General features: G+C 61.1%; 15 protein-coding genes. 9 read left to right on the top strand and 6 right to left on the bottom strand.

The window, feature by feature from the left end:
• Positions 1-29 precede the first annotated feature (29 nt).
• The 6 genes from aceB to ACYVGC_RS15675 all read left to right on the top strand — a co-directional run bounded on the left by aceB (position 30) and on the right by ACYVGC_RS15675 (position 9,206).
• Positions 30-1,652 (top strand): malate synthase A, encoded by a 1,623-nt coding sequence (aceB, locus tag ACYVGC_RS15700; RefSeq protein ID WP_460584788.1) that lies wholly within the window; start codon positions 30-32, stop codon positions 1,650-1,652.
• 285 nt (positions 1,653-1,937) lie between these two features.
• Positions 1,938-3,221 carry an isocitrate lyase family protein gene (aceA, locus tag ACYVGC_RS15695; RefSeq protein ID WP_460584787.1) on the top strand — a complete coding sequence of 428 codons (1,284 nt, stop codon included), beginning with the start codon at positions 1,938-1,940 and terminating at the stop codon, positions 3,219-3,221.
• Between the two features lie 178 nt (positions 3,222-3,399).
• Complete coding sequence (locus ACYVGC_RS15690) at positions 3,400-4,602, top strand: PQQ-dependent sugar dehydrogenase (protein WP_460584786.1); 1,203 nt, start codon at positions 3,400-3,402, stop codon at positions 4,600-4,602.
• A 225-nt stretch (positions 4,603-4,827) separates the two neighbouring features.
• Complete coding sequence (gene radA / locus ACYVGC_RS15685) at positions 4,828-6,228, top strand: DNA repair protein RadA (protein WP_460584785.1); 1,401 nt, start codon at positions 4,828-4,830, stop codon at positions 6,226-6,228.
• A 292-nt stretch (positions 6,229-6,520) separates the two neighbouring features.
• Entirely contained in the window at positions 6,521-8,050 is a 1,530-nt protein-coding gene (locus ACYVGC_RS15680) for a TlpA family protein disulfide reductase (RefSeq protein ID WP_460584784.1), read from the top strand.
• Between the two features lie 133 nt (positions 8,051-8,183).
• On the top strand, positions 8,184-9,206 hold the full coding sequence (locus tag ACYVGC_RS15675) for an SPASM domain-containing protein (RefSeq protein WP_460584783.1): 1,023 nt from the start codon (positions 8,184-8,186) through the stop codon (positions 9,204-9,206).
• A 166-nt stretch (positions 9,207-9,372) separates the two neighbouring features.
• Here the strand turns inward: ACYVGC_RS15675 and ACYVGC_RS15670 are convergent, their stop codons facing one another.
• The 5 genes from ACYVGC_RS15670 to rsmI all read right to left on the bottom strand — a co-directional run bounded on the left by ACYVGC_RS15670 (position 9,373) and on the right by rsmI (position 13,490).
• Complete coding sequence (locus ACYVGC_RS15670) at positions 9,373-9,714, bottom strand: hypothetical protein (RefSeq protein WP_460584782.1); 342 nt, start codon at positions 9,712-9,714, stop codon at positions 9,373-9,375.
• 115 nt (positions 9,715-9,829) lie between these two features.
• The gene (locus ACYVGC_RS15665; protein WP_460584781.1) at positions 9,830-10,021 is read right to left on the bottom strand and encodes a FeoB-associated Cys-rich membrane protein; all 192 of its coding nucleotides are present in this window, start codon (positions 10,019-10,021) and stop codon (positions 9,830-9,832) included.
• Positions 10,022-10,083: 62 nt separating this feature from the next.
• Positions 10,084-10,905, bottom strand: coding sequence for an inositol monophosphatase family protein (locus tag ACYVGC_RS15660; protein ID WP_460584780.1), 822 nt, complete (start codon positions 10,903-10,905; stop codon positions 10,084-10,086).
• Positions 10,906-11,026: 121 nt separating this feature from the next.
• Entirely contained in the window at positions 11,027-12,757 is a 1,731-nt protein-coding gene (lnt, locus tag ACYVGC_RS15655; protein ID WP_460584779.1) for an apolipoprotein N-acyltransferase, read from the bottom strand.
• A complete protein-coding gene (rsmI, locus tag ACYVGC_RS15650; protein WP_460584778.1) occupies positions 12,705-13,490 on the bottom strand; it encodes a 16S rRNA (cytidine(1402)-2'-O)-methyltransferase in 786 nt (261 codons plus the stop codon). The genes lnt and rsmI overlap by 53 nt, the downstream gene beginning before the upstream one ends.
• Positions 13,491-13,669: 179 nt before the next feature.
• On the opposite strand from rsmI, the gene ACYVGC_RS15645 reads away from it, so the two are divergent.
• The 3 genes from ACYVGC_RS15645 to ACYVGC_RS15635 are packed head-to-tail and all read left to right on the top strand — an operon-like array spanning position 13,670 to position 14,688.
• A complete protein-coding gene (locus ACYVGC_RS15645) occupies positions 13,670-14,185 on the top strand; it encodes a hypothetical protein (protein ID WP_460584777.1) in 516 nt (171 codons plus the stop codon).
• Positions 14,186-14,245: 60 nt separating this feature from the next.
• Positions 14,246-14,416, top strand: coding sequence for a hypothetical protein (locus ACYVGC_RS15640; protein WP_460584776.1), 171 nt, complete (start codon positions 14,246-14,248; stop codon positions 14,414-14,416).
• A gap of 59 nt (positions 14,417-14,475) precedes the next feature.
• A complete protein-coding gene (locus tag ACYVGC_RS15635) occupies positions 14,476-14,688 on the top strand; it encodes a hypothetical protein (protein WP_460584775.1) in 213 nt (70 codons plus the stop codon).
• Between the two features lie 57 nt (positions 14,689-14,745).
• Here ACYVGC_RS15635 and ACYVGC_RS15630 read toward each other — a convergent pair whose 3' ends face one another.
• Positions 14,746-16,536, bottom strand: coding sequence for a T9SS type A sorting domain-containing protein (locus tag ACYVGC_RS15630; RefSeq protein ID WP_460584774.1), 1,791 nt, complete (start codon positions 16,534-16,536; stop codon positions 14,746-14,748).
• Positions 16,537-16,590: the final 54 nt, after the last annotated feature.

The following is a 16,590-nucleotide window of genomic DNA, read 5'->3' as shown; positions in this document are numbered from 1 at the left end:
TAATTTATTCATATTTAAACACTGCGCTTATGCCCACTTCTGCTGCTATGCCAACCCTACCGGCCTACCGCACGCCTAGCCAGGTGCGGGTCACGGGCGCGTTTCACCCCCAGTATGCCGAGCTGCTGAGCTACGCGGCACTCGACTTTGTGGCCGAGCTGCACCGCCGCTTCGACCCCACCCGGCGGGCGCTGCTGGCCCGCCGCGCCGCCCGGCAGCTGGACTTTGACGCCGGCCGCCTGCCCGATTTTTTGCCTGAAACCCGGCGCTTGCGCGAGCAAAACTGGACGGTGGCCCCGCTGCCGGCCGACCTGCTCGACCGCCGCGTGGAAATAACGGGCCCCGTGGAGCGCAAGATGATTATCAACGCCCTAAACTCGGGGGCTAAGGTATTTATGGCCGATTTGGAGGACTCCAATTCGCCCACCTGGGCCAACGTTATCGAGGGCCAGCGCAACCTGCGCGACGCCGTGCGCCGCACCATCAACCTCACCACGCCCGCCAAAACGTACCGGCTCAACCCCGAAACGGCCGTGCTCATGGTGCGCCCCCGTGGCTGGCATTTGCTAGAAAAGCATATTCTCGTTGATGGTGAGGAGATTAGCGCCTCGCTGCTCGATTTTGGCCTGTACTATTTTCACAATGCCCACGAGCTGGTGCAGCGCGGCACCGGGCCCTACTTTTACCTGCCCAAGCTGGAAAGCCACCTCGAAGCGCGCCTCTGGAACGACGTGTTCATCTTTGCCCAGCAGGCGCTGGCGCAGCCCCAGGGCACCATTAAGGCCACCGTGCTGATTGAGACGCTGCCCGCCGCCTTCGAGCTGCACGAGATACTGTGGGAGCTGCGCAGCCACAGCGCGGGCCTCAACTGCGGGCGCTGGGACTATATTTTCAGCTACATCAAGCGGCTGGGGCTGAAGCCAGAGTTCCGGCTGCCCGACCGTGCCGAGGTGACCATGACGGTGCCGTTTATGGCCGCCTACTCGCAGCTGGTCGTCCAAACCTGCCACCGCCGGGGCGTGCACGCCATGGGGGGCATGGCCGCCCAGATTCCCATCAAAAACGACCCCGCCGCCAATGACAAGGCTCTGGAAAAGGTGCGGCAGGATAAAATCCGGGAGGCTACCAACGGCCACGATGGCACCTGGGTAGCCCACCCCGGCCTGGTACCCGTGGCCATGGCCGTGTTTAACGAGCTGATGCCCAACGCCAACCAAATTGAGAACAAGCGCTTCGACGTGCAGGTAACTGCCGCCGACCTGGTGCGCGCCCCGCAGGGCAGCATCACGGAGGAGGGCCTGAAGCTCAACATCGACGTGGCCATCCAGTACCTGGCTTCGTGGCTGGGCGGCAACGGCTGCGTGCCGATTTATAACCTGATGGAGGACGCGGCCACCGCCGAAATATCCCGCGCCCAAGTGTGGCAGTGGCTGCACACGCCCGGCACGCTGCTGGCCGACGGCCGGCCCGTGACCACGGCGCTCTATCAAGACTTGGTGCCCGGCCAGCTGGCCAAAATCGAGGCCCTGGTGGGTACCGAAGCCTTTGATAAGGGGCACTTTACCGAAGCCGCCCGCCTCTTCGACCAGCTGGTGCGCAGCGAGCAGTTTATCGAGTTCCTGACCGTGCCGGCCTACGACGAGCTAGCGTAGACTATAGGCCGCTACGCCCGCTGGCTAGCGCCGCCGTGCCGGTCCGCCGGCGCTAGCCGGCCGACCGGTTGTCGTTGAATCCCTCGGTTGCCACTGAATCTCCCGGTGGACTTAACAGAGTAAACCGGTCGGCCGGCTTGCGCCGGCAGACCGGACCAGTACTACCTCGCTGCATTTCCTGGTGGACTTAATAGGGTCAACCGGCCGCCCGGCTCACGCCGGCGGACCGGACCCTGCCGGCTACCCCCTTGCCTTTTCTTTACTCATTTTTCAACCACTAACAGCATGACTACTAACGCAAAGCGCATTGCCGAAATTACGCTTGACTGGGCCACCAGCCCCCGCTGGGTGGGCATCGAGCGGCCCTACGCCGCCGAGGACGTGGTGAAGCTGCAAGGCTCGGTGCACATCGAGTTTTCGCTGGCCCGGCAAGGGGCCGAGCGCCTCTGGAGCTTGCTGCGCAGCGAAGAGTACGTGGCGGGACTGGGAGCCCTCACCGGCAACCAGGCAGTGCAGGAAGTGCAGGCCGGCCTGAAAGCTATTTACCTGAGTGGCTGGCAGGTAGCGGCCGACGCCAACAACGCCGGCCAGATGTACCCCGACCAAAGCCTCTACCCCGCCGACAGCGTGCCGGCCGTGGTGAAGCGCATCAACAACGCCCTGCTGCGGGCCGACCAGATTCAGCACCTTGCCGGGCGCAGCGACGTGCATTGGCTGGCCCCCATCGTGGCCGATGCCGAGGCCGGCTTCGGCGGCAACCTCAACGCGTTTGAGCTAATGAAGATGATGATTGAGGCCGGCGCGGCCGGGGTGCATTTCGAGGACCAGCTTTCCTCGGCCAAGAAGTGCGGGCACCTGGGCGGCAAGGTGCTGGTACCTACGCAAGAGGCTATCAATAAGCTGGTTGCGGCCCGCCTGGCGGCCGATGTGCTGGGCGTGCCTACCCTCATTGTGGCCCGCACCGACGCCGACGCGGCCGACCTGCTCACGGCCGATGTGGACGAGCGCGACCTGCCCTTTGTGCGCCAGGAGGCCACCCGCACCCCCGAAGGCTTTTTTCGGGTGCGCTGCGGCGTGGAGGCCGCCATTGCCCGGGGCCTGGCCTACGCCCCCTACGCCGACCTCATCTGGATGGAAACCTCGGACCCCGACCTGGGCCACGCCCGCCGCTTTGCCGAGGCCATTCATGCGCAGTTTCCGGGTAAGCTGCTGGCTTACAATTGTTCACCGTCGTTCAACTGGGCCGCCAAGCTCAGCGTCGAGCAGATGGAAACCTTCCGGGAGGAGCTGGCCGCGCTGGGCTACAAGTTCCAGTTTATCACGCTGGCCGGCTTCCACGCCCTCAACACCAGCATGTTCGAGCTGGCTCAGGCCTACCGGCAGCGCGGCATGGCCGGCTACTCCGAGTTGCAGGAGCGCGAGTTTGCGCTGCAAAAGGATGGCTACCAGGCCGTAAAGCACCAGTCGTTTGTGGGCACTGGGTACTTCGACGCTGTGCAGAACGTGGTGTCGGCCGGCAAGGCCAGCACGTCGGCCCTGGTCGGCAGCACCGAAGAAGCGCAGTTTTAGCGTAGCCACCCCCGCCAGGCTGGTGTTGTTCCCACCCCAGTTGCCTTGGCAAAAAGCCTCTTTCGTTTCGGAAGGGGCTTTTTTGGGAGGTAATCTGGTTAAAAGAGGCGGTTGGCGCAACCCATACTCGTTTTTGGTAGTTGAGCTGGGTAGCTTATCACTTATTCTTGATTTCGTTATGAATCATTTAGCCTACTTCCTACCGCTGGCCGCTGTGCTCACGGTAGGCCCCGCCGCCGCCCAAAACGTGCCGCCGCCCGCCACGCCCTTCCAGATGCAGGGCAACATTTACCTGCCCAACAAGCTGCCCGCCACCGATGCCCGCGTGGCGGCCCTCAAAATTCCTAGTGGCTTCACCGTCAGCAAGTTTGCCGAAGGCCTCGACATGCCCCGCATGCTGGCCATGATGCCCAACGGCGATGTGTACGTGAGCAACCGCGTGAAGGGCACTATCACGCTGGTGCGCGACGCCAACAAAGACGGCAAGGCCGAAGTGATGCGCCAAGTGGCCCAGAAGCCGCACCTGCACGGCGTAGCTCTGCAAGGCAATAAGCTCTACATCAGCGCTATCCGCGAAGTATACGTGGCCGACGTACTGCCCGATGGCGGCCTCGGCGAGCTGAAAGAGCTGTACCACGACCTGCCTGACGCCGGCCAGCACGCCAACCGCGTGCTGCGCTTCGGGCCCGATGGCAAGCTGTACCTCTCGGTAGGCAGTACCTGCAATGCCTGCGACGAGGACAACCCCGAAAATGCTACTATTCTGCAACTTAACCTCGACGGCTCGGGTCGCCAGGTGGTAGCCCACGGCCTGCGCAATACCATCGGCTTCGACTGGCACCCGCTCACCAAGGAGCTGTTTGGCATGGACCACGGCATCGACTGGCTCGGCGACGAAACCCAGCAGGAGGAGCTCAACCAGATAAAGCCCGGCGCCAGCTACGGCTGGCCATCCATCATCGCCGACGGCCAGCACTACCCCGCCAACAAGCCCAAGAGCGGCGAAAGCTACGAGGCCTTCGACGCTAAAAACCAGCGCCCGCTACTGCTCTACAAAGCCCATTCGGCCCCGCTCGGCCTGGTGTTTAACAAAGGCAGCCAGTTTCCGAAAGAGTACCAGAACGATGCCTTCGTAACCATGCACGGCTCCTGGAATCGCGCCCAGCCTAGCGGCTACAAGCTGGTGCGCGTGCACTTCAACGCCCAGGGCCAGCCCGAAAAATTTGAGGACTTCCTCACTGGCTTCCTGGTCGATAACAACAAGTCGGAGTTTGGCCGGCCCTGTGGCCTCATCCAGGCCCCCGACGGCTCGCTGCTGATGGGCGACGATGACAATGGCGTGATTTACCGCATTGCCTACACGGGCAAGAAGAAGGCGTAATTAGTCGCCCATTTGGTAAGTCGAGAAAAAAAGAACGTCATGCTGAGCTTGCCGAAGTATCTCGTTCGCGCCGCTAGGTTTACTAACCTAACGATTCGAGCGAGATGCTTCGGCAAGCTCAGCATGACGTTCTTTTTTGCATAACAAGTTATTCTGGCTGCCACCACCGGCCCGCAACTTTTCTGCCCGTTTCCGCCTTATCCTTGCACAAAATTTTAGCAAAGAATGGCCAAGGTTAGAACCGTATTTTTCTGCCAGAGCTGCGGCGCGCAGTCGGCAAAGTGGATTGGGCGCTGCCCCTCGTGCGGCGAGTGGAACACCTACGTGGAGGAGGTAGTCCAGAAGGAAACCGCCGCCACCACCACCGGCCAGTGGAAGCCCGCCAGTACCGTGCCCGGCGGCAACACAGCTAAAGCCGCCAAGTCGCGCCCGCTGGCCGACATCCGGCACGAGGAAGAGCCGCGCATTGTGACGCCCGACGGCGAGTTGAACCGCGTGCTGGGTGGCGGCCTGGTACCGGGCTCCATCGTGCTCATCGGCGGCGAGCCCGGCATTGGCAAGAGTACACTCATGCTCCAGATTGCCTTGATGATGAAGAAGTTACGCATCCTCTACGTAAGTGGCGAGGAGAGCGAGGCGCAGATAAAAATGCGCGCCGAGCGCCTGGCCGACGGTCAGCACCAGAACTGCTACATCCTGACGGAAACGAACACCCAGAATATCTTCCGCCAGATTGACCAGGTAGAGCCCAACCTGCTGGTCATCGATTCCATCCAGACCATGCACTCCACGCTGGTGGAGAGCGGCGCGGGCTCGGTGAGCCAGGTGCGCGAGTGCACCGCCGAATTCCTCAAGTTTGCCAAGGAAACCGGCGTGCCGGTGCTGCTTATCGGTCACATTACCAAAGACGGTAGCATTGCGGGCCCCAAGATATTGGAGCACATGGTGGACACCGTGTTGCAGTTTGAGGGCGACCGCCACCTGAGCTACCGCATCCTGCGCACCACCAAAAACCGTTTCGGAAGCACCTCAGAATTAGGTATTTATGAAATGCAGGGCAGCGGCTTGCGCCAGGTTAGCAACCCGTCCGAAATTCTGCTTTCGCAGCGGGCCGAGAGCCTGAGCGGCATGGCCATCGGGGCTACGCTAGAGGGCAACCGCCCGCTGCTGGTGGAGGTGCAGGCCCTGGTAACGCCCGCCACCTACGGCACCCCGCAGCGCAGCAGCACCGGCTTCGACGCCAAGCGCCTGCAAATGCTGCTGGCCGTGCTCGAAAAGCGCGCCGGCCTGCGCCTGGGTCAGCACGACGTGTTTCTGAACATTGCGGGCGGCCTGCGCCTCGACGACCCAGCGCTCGACGCGGCCGTGTGCGCCGCCGTGGTGAGCAGCCTCAACGACCTGCCTATTCCCGGCGATGTGTGCCTGGCCGCCGAGGTGGGCTTGAGCGGCGAGATGCGCGCCGTGCCCCGCCTCGACCAGCGCCTGGCCGAAGCCGAAAAGCTGGGCTTCCGCGAGATGTACGTGTCGCAGTTCAACGGCAAGAACCTGGCCGAGCAGGGCCGTGCCGGGCTACGCATCCAAGCCGTGAGCCGGCTCGATGAGGTACTAAATGGCCTGTTTGGCTAGGAGTTGCCGGGTGCGTGGCTGGCCGCACACCCGGCAAAAAGCCTATTCCGGTAGTCCGAAACAAATAGCAGGTAGCATAATTTCCAGGGGGCACCTTTTTTACGTAGGTTGGGTGCCAGATGAGCACCAAAAGCGCCTTATCTTCGGTCCCGTAATTGACTTTTACCGCGAAAAGAGATAGGTACACGTATCGGCCTTCTCTAGTTGTTCGGCATATTACGGGCTATCTGGCTTCCTGTCTTAGTACTATATGAAATTACTTTTTACTTGTCTAACAACCTTGGGTTTGGGCTTGGCTGCGCTATTGCCGGCGCGGGCCCAACCAGGTGGCGGCCGGCCCGCCGACGTAGCTGGGGCGGCCATGCTCACGGGGCGCGTCACCAATCCCAAGACCGATACCATTGCCATTGCCATTCACGATAGCCCCTTCGACGCGAAGGAGCGCATCAGCTACGCGCGCGTCAATGAGAAGGGTGAGTTTCGGCTCAGCATCCTACTCACAGGCTCTACCAAAGCCGATTTAGTGTACGGAGACGCCGTAGCAGACCTTTTTCTGGACCCCGGCACCGACCTCGACGTGCGTTTTAAGGGCGAAGATTTGCCGGGCACGGTTAAGTTTAAGGCCAACGACGTGCCCACCGGCTTCGCCACCCGCCTGCGCAATAACACCAACCTGACCGATGCGCAGCGGCACCGCCAGCAAATGGCCAACGCCAATAACTACCTGGCCGAGTTCGACGAGCAGTTCGTGTCCAACGATGGTTTTCAGGTGCTGCCCGACAATATTCAACTCTACGAAGCGCCTTTCGTTTCCTTCTTAGATTACCGAATCAAGCACGAGCGCAACTTCCTGGAAGACCGCGCCGCCAGACAGTCTTTTACCATTGATTTTTATAACTATGCCAAGGCGGAGATAACGTATTCCAACGCCAACGACCGCCTTACTTTCCCCGATTTGCGCGAGCAGGTAGTGAGCACCGAGGGCCGCCTCACCATGACGCCCGGCTACTACGATTACCTGCGCGACCCCAACCTGCTGAACGACCAAACGGCCGTGGGCAATGAGCAGTTTCAGGAGTTTTTGCTAAACTACGTGCACTTTATGGCTGCGCAGCAAAAGCATCTGCGCACCGACCCCGACTTTTACCCGGTATGCTACGCGCTGGCCAGCAAGCGCCTCAACGGCACCATGAAGCTGCTCACACTGGGCCGCATTCTGCAAGAGTCGTTTCGGTTTGGCCACGTGCGCCAGTCGGCCGCCATGCTCGCCGATTTTAAGGCCCTCGATACCCGCAAGCGCTACGTAGCCACCCTAGACGCCGACTTTGGCAAGCACAAGGCGCTGGCCATCGGCTCGCAGGCGCCCGACTTTCGCCTCATGTCGGCCGCCGGCGATTCTATTCAACTCAGTAGCCTGCAAGGCAAGCTGGTGTACCTAAACTTCTGGAAATCAACCAACGGCCTTTGCCTGCGCGACCTATCCTACGCCCAAGACCTGGCCCGGCGCTTTGAAGGCAAGAACATTGTATTTGTGAATGTAGCGCTCGATGAACTGGACTCACCCTGGCGGCAGCTGGTGCTCATCAAGAAGCTGCCCGGCGTGCAGCTGCGGGCCGTGGGTGGCCTGCGTTCGGCCGTGGCCAAGGCTTATAATGTGCAGGAAGTGCCCTCCTACATCCTGCTGGGTGAAGACGGCACCATCCTCAACCCCAAGCCCAAGCGCCTCAGCAGCCGCGCCGCCGTGGACGAAATCAACCAGTCGTTTGGCAAGGCTGGCGTGTACAGCGCTGCCGTATCGCAGCTACCCGGCAACGGCAAGTAAGCAGGCAATCAATTTGCTGTCAAGCAATTGATTTGTGTTTAGCAATTAGCTTAATCTGCGCAGTGGTGGCGGCCAAAACTTATAGCGGTAGTCGCGTGTCTGTGGCACGGCGGCCTGAGCCGTACTTTGTACTATGCGCTCTACTCTCCGCGACGCCTTTTCTTTCCTGCGCAAGGCTACGCCGGGCCGCGTCCTCAACGCCGGGCAGGTTGTTTCCTCCTACATCCTGAGCCGGCTTACGGGGCGCGCGCGCGCCTGGGGCCTGCCCATTGCGCTGGCCTTCGAGCCCACCACCAGCTGCAACCTGCGCTGCCCCGAGTGCCCCAGCGGCCTGCGCTCGTTCACGCGCCCCACGGGCATGTTGCCCGCCGACCTCTTTAAGAAAACGATGGACGAGGTGGCCAGCCGGTTGTGGTACCTCATTTTCTACTTTCAGGGCGAGCCATATCTGCACCCGCAATTCCTTGATTTGGTGGAATATGCGAGCAAGAAAGGCATCTACACCGCCACTAGTACTAACGCCCACTTCCTCAACGACGAGAATGCGCGCCGCACGGTGGAAAGTGGCCTCGACCGCCTCATCATTTCGCTCGATGGCACCACCCAGGAGGTATATGAGCAGTACCGCGTGGGCGGCAAGCTGGAGAAAGTACTGGCCGGCACCCGCAACGTGGTGAAATGGCGCAAGAAGCTGAACAAAAGCACTCCCCGCATCATCTTTCAGTTTCTGGTAGTGCGGCCCAACGAGCACCAGATTGCCGATGCCAAAGCCCTGGCCCAGGCCATGGGCGTGGACGATGTGTGGTTTAAAACCGCCCAGATTTACGATTACCAGCAGGGGTCGCCGCTCATCCCTACTATCGACTACTATTCGCGCTACGCCAATAACGGCAACGGCACGTTCAGCCTGAAGAACAAGCTCGTGAACGGCTGCTGGAAAATGTGGCACTCCTGCGTTATCACCTGGGATGGCAAAGTAGTACCCTGCTGCTTCGACAAAGACGCCGAGTATCGCCTCGGCGACCGCCAGCACGAAAATTTCAGCGCCCTCTGGCACGGCCCCAAATACCAGGGCTTTCGCCAAGCCCTCCTCAAAGGCCGCGACCAGATTGAGATGTGCCGCAACTGCACTGAAGGCACCAAAGTATGGGGCTGACCGTAGATTCAAACGAATTAAACGGATTTCGCAGATACGTCGCTGCGCTCCTTTACTACGAAGTTGGTTTCAAGAGCAATACAATGCTTGCTAACGAACCCAACTGCGTAGTAGAGGAGCGCAGCGACGTATCTGCGAAATCCGTTTAATCCGTTTGAATCTGCGGTTATTTTTTGCCTTTCATCAGGTTTTTGCCCAGCTTCTCTACCTGGAGAATAAACTGGTCAACATCCTGGTCAGCATACACGCCGTAAGCGGCTGATATAGTGCCTTTTGCACCATCAGCAGTTTCGATGGCGTAGAGAATTGATGTATCGTCGGGGTTGCTTTCGCCCTCGAAGCGGAAATAGTCCACAATGGTCGTTTCCTCGGGGCTGAAGGTGGCGGCGCTATCGTCGTCCATAGTAGCCAAGCGGCCGTCGCGCACGGTAAAGTCGTGGGTGTAGCCCTGGCTGTTCAGCTTCTTCTCGACGGTAACGAGGGAGGTCATTTCTTCTTTGTCCTGCATGGCAATGGGTGTTTTCTGGTGGCGGGTGAGAACGGGGCCTAACGCAGACCGCCCCGGCTATACGGAGCCGAGGCGGTCAGGGGTTAATCGTTTGTTCAGTTTTTAGCGGCGAGGGTTAGCGCCCGGCGGTGCGCGCCTCAATAGTGCGCTGCAAGGCCTCCACATCAATGGCCGCGCCGCACGCACCGCCGCAGCCTTTGGCGCAGCCCGCCTGGCCCTTGGCGGCGAAGGTTTGCCACACGCGCCGGCCCAGGTAGACCAGGGCGGCGGCAAAAAGAGCGATGATAATGAGCAGTTGCGCGTCCATGATGACAAGAAAACCAAGCGGCTAATAGAAAAGTTTGGGCGGCGCGGCTGGCGCTCATTTCCTTACCATTGAAAGCCTTCGCCCCAGTGCTGCTTCAGCACGGCCTGCATCTGGTCGTGTACCAAGCCATTGGTAGCCAGCGTTTCGCGGTTGAATACGGGGTCGCCGTCGGCCAGCCACTGCGTGACGCGGCCACCGGCCTCACGCACCAGCAAGATGCCGGCGGCCACGTCGTAGGAGTTGATGTTGAACTCGAAGTAGCTGTCGAAGCGGCCGCAGGCCACGTAGGCCAGGTCGGTAGCGGCCGAGCCCCAGCGGCGGATGCCGCGCGAGTGCTGCGCAAACTCGGTCAGGATGGCCATGTAGGCCTCCATGTGGTCGAACTTGTAGAAGGGTAAGCCAGTGGCAATGAGCGTATCCTCAGTGCTGGCGGCGGTGCTTACGCGGATAGGCTTATCGTTCAGGAACGCGCCGTGGCCCTGGGCCCCGCGGAAGCACTCGTCGCGGCTCACCTCATACACCACGCCCAGCACCGGCTCATTGCCCCGCGCCAGGGCCACGCTCACCGCGAAGCACGGCAGGCCGTGGATGAAGTTGGTGGTGCCGTCGAGGGGGTCAATTATCCAGCGGTACTCGGTTTCGCTGGCGTCGGTATTGGCTACGGTGCCTTCTTCGGTCACGAAGCCGGCTTCGGGATACAGCTGCTGCAAGCCGGCCACCAGCATTTTTTCCGACTCCTTATCGACGTAGGAAACCAGGTCGTGCAGGCCCTTGGTCACGATTTTGGATTGGTCGAAATTGCTTACTTGCTCGCGGATGAACGCGCCGGCCTGGCGGCAGAGGGCAGCTACGGCGTGCGATAGTTGGAGGAGGTCGGGGGTCATGGGTTCAGAGATTAATAACGCGAAGTTTCGCGAAGTGAGGCGCGAAGTTTTGTAAAGCCGCTTCAAACGGCATTAGCGCGGCTTTACAAAACTTCGCGCCTCACTTCGCGCTCAGAAAAAGTCAGGTAAATCGAGTGCGCAGCATCATCACCACCACCGCCACTATGCCCAGCACGGCCAGCAGCTGCGCGGCGCGGCCGATAAGCTCGCCGAAGCGGGCGTAAAACGTCACCTCATTATTGAGGTGCACGGTGCCGCGGCTGGCGGTAGCAATCCAGGCGGGCTCCTGCTGGTAGATTTCGCCCTTCTGGTTGATAAAGCCCGTGAAGCCGGTGTTGGCGGAGCGGGCTAGGTCGCGGCGGGTTTCGATGCAGCGCAGGCTGCCGTAGCGCAGCAGCTGCCGGTAGCCGGGCGAGTCGTGCCACCAGGCATCGTTGGTAAACACGGCCAGCAGCGTGGCCCCGTTGGGCACGTATTCGCTCACAAAATCACCGTAAATACTTTCGTAGCAGACGATGGGGGCCGTGCGCAGGGCCGGCGCGTTGGCCGGCGCGGGGTACACCGTGCGGTCGGGCTGGCTGCCCACGCTGCCCACCGTGCCGCCCAGGTCGATGTGCGAAATGAGCGCCGTGAGCGCGGGCGGAATCTTCTCCACGCCCGGTACCAGCCGCGACTTGTGGTAGAAGGCCACCGGCGCGCTGGCACTGGCGAAGTAAGCGCCGCTGTTGAAGAAATCGTAGTAGCCGAGGTCGTCGCGGTAGCGGGCCGTTTCGCTGGCCGCCTCCTTATTTGGGTACGAGCCCAAGGTGGTAATGCCCGTAAGCAGCGCCACGCCGGGGTGCTCGGCCAGCCATGCCCGAATGCGCAGGATTTTGGGGTGGCGCTCAATCGTATTCTCCCAGTACGGCTCTTCCAGCGCCGTTTCAGGCCAGATGATGAGGCGGGTTTGGGGCGTTAGGTGCTGCGCCGAGAGGGCCAGCATGCGCGTCAGCTGCTCGTCGTAGGACACGAAGCGGGTGCCTCCGGGAAACTTCTCATCGTAGGGGTCGAGGTTGGGCTGCACCACCACTACTTCGGTGGTCGGGCCTTTCTCCTGGTAAGAAGCCCCGATGAGGTACGAAAGCCCGATGGGCAGGACGATGGCTAGGAAGGGAATTAAAAATTGAGAATTAAAAGTTAAAAGGGAAGGCTTTGCGCCACTATCTTCAGCATAAGCACTTACCTGTGAGGCAGTTGCATTTTTAATTTTTATTTTATAATTTTTGATTAAAATCCTGAATACCAGTAAATTAACCGCCCACACCCACACCGAGCCGCCCAGAAAGCCCGTGTACTCGTACCACTGCACCCACTCGGGCGCGGCTGCGAAGCCGTTGCCCAGCGTGAGCCAGGGCCAGGTGATGTCCCAGTGCAGGTGCAGCTGCTCGAAGGCAATCCAATAGATGGGCAGCGAGAGGTAGCCCAGACGGTCGCCAAAGCGCTTCTTGGTTTGCCGGAAAGCCATGAGCGGCAGGCACATGAGCAGGGCGTTGAGCACCACGGCCGCGATGCCGGCGGGCAGCGACGAGTAGCTTACCCACCAGGTAGTGAGTGCGTTCCAGGCCAGCAGCAGCCAGTAGGTGCAGGCAAACACGCGGCCCTTGCGCGCGCTGGCCAGCGTGAGCTGCCGCTCCATCAGCAGGTAGGGCACCCAGCCGATAAAGAGCAGAAGCGATAGCGGGGCCGACGGGTAGGGTGGCCAGCCGCCACTCAGCAGTAGAGCGCTGAGGCTACCCAGCACCAGGGGGCGCTGCCAGAAGCTAAGCGGCGGGGTCATCGTCGGCATCGCCGTCGTCTTCAGTGTCGGGCTCATCGGCATCGTCGTCGTCGCGGGCGGCGTATTTGCTGCGCTCAATTCGCTCATGTTTAGCTCCTTCTACTACCAGTACGATTTCGCCCTTGATGGCGGGGCGGGCAGCCAGCGTGGCGGCCAGCTCGCCGAGCGGGGCGGTGAGGGTTTCTTCAAATAGCTTGGTCAGCTCGCGGCTGACGCTGCCCATGCGGGCCGGCCCAAACACCTCGGCCAGCTGCGTAAGCGTTTTGACAATGCGGTGCGGCGACTCGTAGAAAATGAGCGTGCGGGTTTCGCGCGCCAGCTCTTGCAGGCGGGTTTGGCGGCCTTTCTTCACCGGCAAAAAACCCTCAAACGCAAACCGCTCGGCCCCGAAGCCCGACTTGAGCAGGGCCGGCACCAGGGCCGTGGGGCCGGGCAGGCACTCTACGCGCAGGCCCTGGGCCAGGCACTCGCGCACCAAGAGAAAGCCGGGGTCGGAGATGCCGGGCGTGCCGGCGTCGCTCACCAGGGCCATGCGCTCGCCCTTGGCCAGGCGCTCCAGCAGGCGGGGCACCACTTGGTGCTCGTTGTGCAGATGATAGGCTTGCAGGGGCTTTTTGAGCTCCAAGTGCTGCAGCAGGCGGCCGCTGGTGCGGGTGTCTTCGCACAACACCAGGTCCACTTCGCGCAGCGTGCGGATGGCGCGCAGGGTAATGTCTTCGAGGTTGCCGATGGGCGTGGGCACAAGGGTAAGGGCAGCGGCTTCGGGCATAAGGCAAAGGTAGATGTACCGTAAGCTTTAGCTTGCGAGCGAGCGCCGCGAGCAGGCGGCACCGGGCGGCGCGCATGACGATGCTCGCTACGCTCCCTCGACAAGCTAAAGCGTGCGCTACAACCCAAACGGGCAAACGCCAGTAAACCCCTCTACCATTTGCTTAGCCCTCCCCACCTATGTCAGTAGACCCCAAAAACCGGCCCATTCGCGTTATCAATGATGACACGACCGAAGAAGAATTTGCCGCTGGCCTGCGTATTCCCAACGCCGACCCGCCCAAGAACGAGGCGGCCCGCGGCGGCTTTGGCAACCGCGATGGCAAGCAGGGCTTTGGCACCACCAGCGGCGATGGCGAAACCTCTCTGTCGATGAACTCCGATGCGGCCAGCCCGCAGCAACCCGGCGACAACATGCGCACCGCCGAGCAAGGTGCCGACCAGCGCCCCGACCAAGACTTGCCCAGCCCCGATGATGAGCGCGACGAAAACGGCCGCCGCCCCCACCGCGGCCCCGTGGATGAGCTCGACGCCGACGACATGCGCAAAGGCCCCGACGAAATGGAAGACGCCGACTCGGGCGTAGGCATGGGCCAAATGGCTCCTAAAACTCCGAAAATCATTACGGGCACCGATACCAACGCCGAGCTAACCGACCCCGGCGCTCAGGATTCGGCCATCGACCAAGGTTTTTAAGCAAAACCTTGGTTTTGTGAGGATTATCTTTTAACTCCCAACTTTTCACTTTCCACTATCATGGCAGACCACAAATCAAGCAAGCAGGGCGAATCGCACCAGGGCGGCCCCAACGTAGCTAAGCAAGCCGCCGGCACCGGCGAAGACAACGATGTAGAGCGCGACGAAAAGACCGAAAAGCGCCTGCAAGAAGATGCGCAGGATGCGCCCGTAACGCACCCCAACCGCTAGCCGCAGCTCAGGCAACCCAGGGTTTCTTCCTTTTACCACTCTCGCTAATTCCTTTTCCCATGTCAACCCACCACACGGAGCAAAATAAGCAGTCGCAGACCGATAAAAACGAAGCTGGCCTGCCAGAGCAGCCTAAAGCCGATGCCCTGCCCGCCGGCGACCTCGACGAGGCTACCGAAGAGCGCCTCGCCAACGAAGCCGAGGATACAGGTATGCAGCACCCCAACCGCGGCCACAACAAGCCCGACAACGGCAAAGGCAGCTACGCCTAAATTTGCAAACAATAACAAAAAAGAGGCAGACTACTTTGGGTAGTCTGCCTCTTTGTGTTAGCGGATAGTCAGCCGTTGCGTGAGCACCTTACCAGCTGCTGCTTGCAATTGTAGCGAGTAAATTCCTGCTGGTAAACCACTTAAGGACAGCAGCTGACTGGTGATACCGGGCGCTAGCATGTCGGTACGCACGGGGCGGCCCAGTGCATCGCGCAGCGTAAGAAGTTGGGGCTGGTAGCTGCTTGGCCACTCTAAGCGCACCAAATCAGTGCTGGGGTTGGGATAAATTTGGAGCAAACTGACCCCAGCCAACGCGGGCCGGGTGGGCAACACCTGGGCATCGTCGAGGGCGGCCACAAAGGCGGTGGTGGTAGTAGCAGCCCCACCAGCCACCGTAAGGCTGCTGAAGGTGGTGCTGGCACCGTGAAACGCCCCGCCCACGAACACATGGCCCTGCCCATCGGTAGCCAGGGCAACGCCCACTTTGTAGTCGGAGAAATTACCCGCGTAGCTGGTGAGCCAGCGCACATTACCGGCCGGCCCATATTTTGCTACGAAGCCCACGTAGCCATTAACGGTGCTGCGCAGCACATCGGTAGGCTGCGGGCCAAACGATACCCCATCGTAGGCGTAGCCACTCACGTAGCAGTCGCCCTGCGGGGTGGTGGCCAGCGCCTGGGGCCCTTCCAAGCCGCCTGCCTGAATGCCCTGCGCCCAACTGGCTTGGCCCTGCGCCGTAAACTTTGCCAGGTAGCCATCAGGGTTAAAGGGACGATAGGTGCCGCCGAAGACCGAGGTAGTACGCAGCGTCGTGCCGCCAATAGTGATGGCCGACTGGTCGGCCGTGGCTTGGTTGTCCCCAAAAGTGCCGGTTACAAACACGTTGCCCGCGGCATCGGCGGCTACGGCGTTGGCTTGGTCGCCGTCGGTGCCACCCAGGTCTTGGGCCCACTGCACGCTGCCGGCCGCGTCGTATTTGGCCAGGTAGCCATCGCCATAGCCGCCGCTCCCCGAATCGCGCACGGGCAGGACTACCGCAGGAACCAGCGTAATACTGAGGAAAAATTGCCCGCAGACGAATACTTCACCGGCGGGGCCGAGCGCCAGGCCGGTGGGGCCGATGCCGCCGGGGCCGGTTTGGGCGCGGGCCCATTGCACATCGCCCGTTGACGTAAGCTTCGCCACAAAGCCATTGTAGTAGTCAGGGTTGCCGGCGGGGCCGCCGCTCGTCAGGGTTTGGCCCCCTAGGGCCAGGGTGCCCGCAAAGCGGCCCGTGAGGTAGCAGCTACCATCGGGCTGCACGGCCAGGGCGGCAACAGTAACGCCCAGGCTGCCCTGCAACCCCTTGGTCCACAGCACTTCCCCAATGGACGAATACTTCACCAGCACGGCCATATTTGCGTTGGGGTTGCCGGGGCCAGCCACCACTACTGAGCCAAAACGGGTATCATTATAAATGGTGTAGGCCACGTAGCTATTACCGGCCGCGTCGAGGCCAGCGGCAGTGCCTTCGGCAGAGGTTCTAGTGCTGCCCGCCGAAGCGGTGCCGTCGCTAGCCTCCAGCCAGCGCCCCGAGCCGGTGCCGGCTACCCACTGCCCGGTGAAGGCGGCGCTGTTGTACGGACCTTTGGCACTAAAAACCTGATTGTTGAAGGTTATTACATCCGTAAACACGCCCGTAGCCGTGAGTTGGCCGTTGGCCACGGCCAGCGCGCTCACCTGGGCTTCGGCGAGGGGGCCGGCACCGGTGCGCACCCACCGGAAAGTTTGGGCCAAAGCCGGCGGCCCAGCCAAGCCGAGCAGTAGGCCCACGAAAATGAGGTATACCAGATGGGAGAGGTGTTGCATAGCAGGACAAAATAACTACGCCCAATTCCAAACCAGCCATTAGTTACGTAATCG

The sequence above is a fragment of the Hymenobacter arcticus genome, assembly GCF_054779975.1.
Note: the sequence above shows the minus strand (reverse complement) of the source record. Positions and strands in the feature narration are given on the sequence as shown.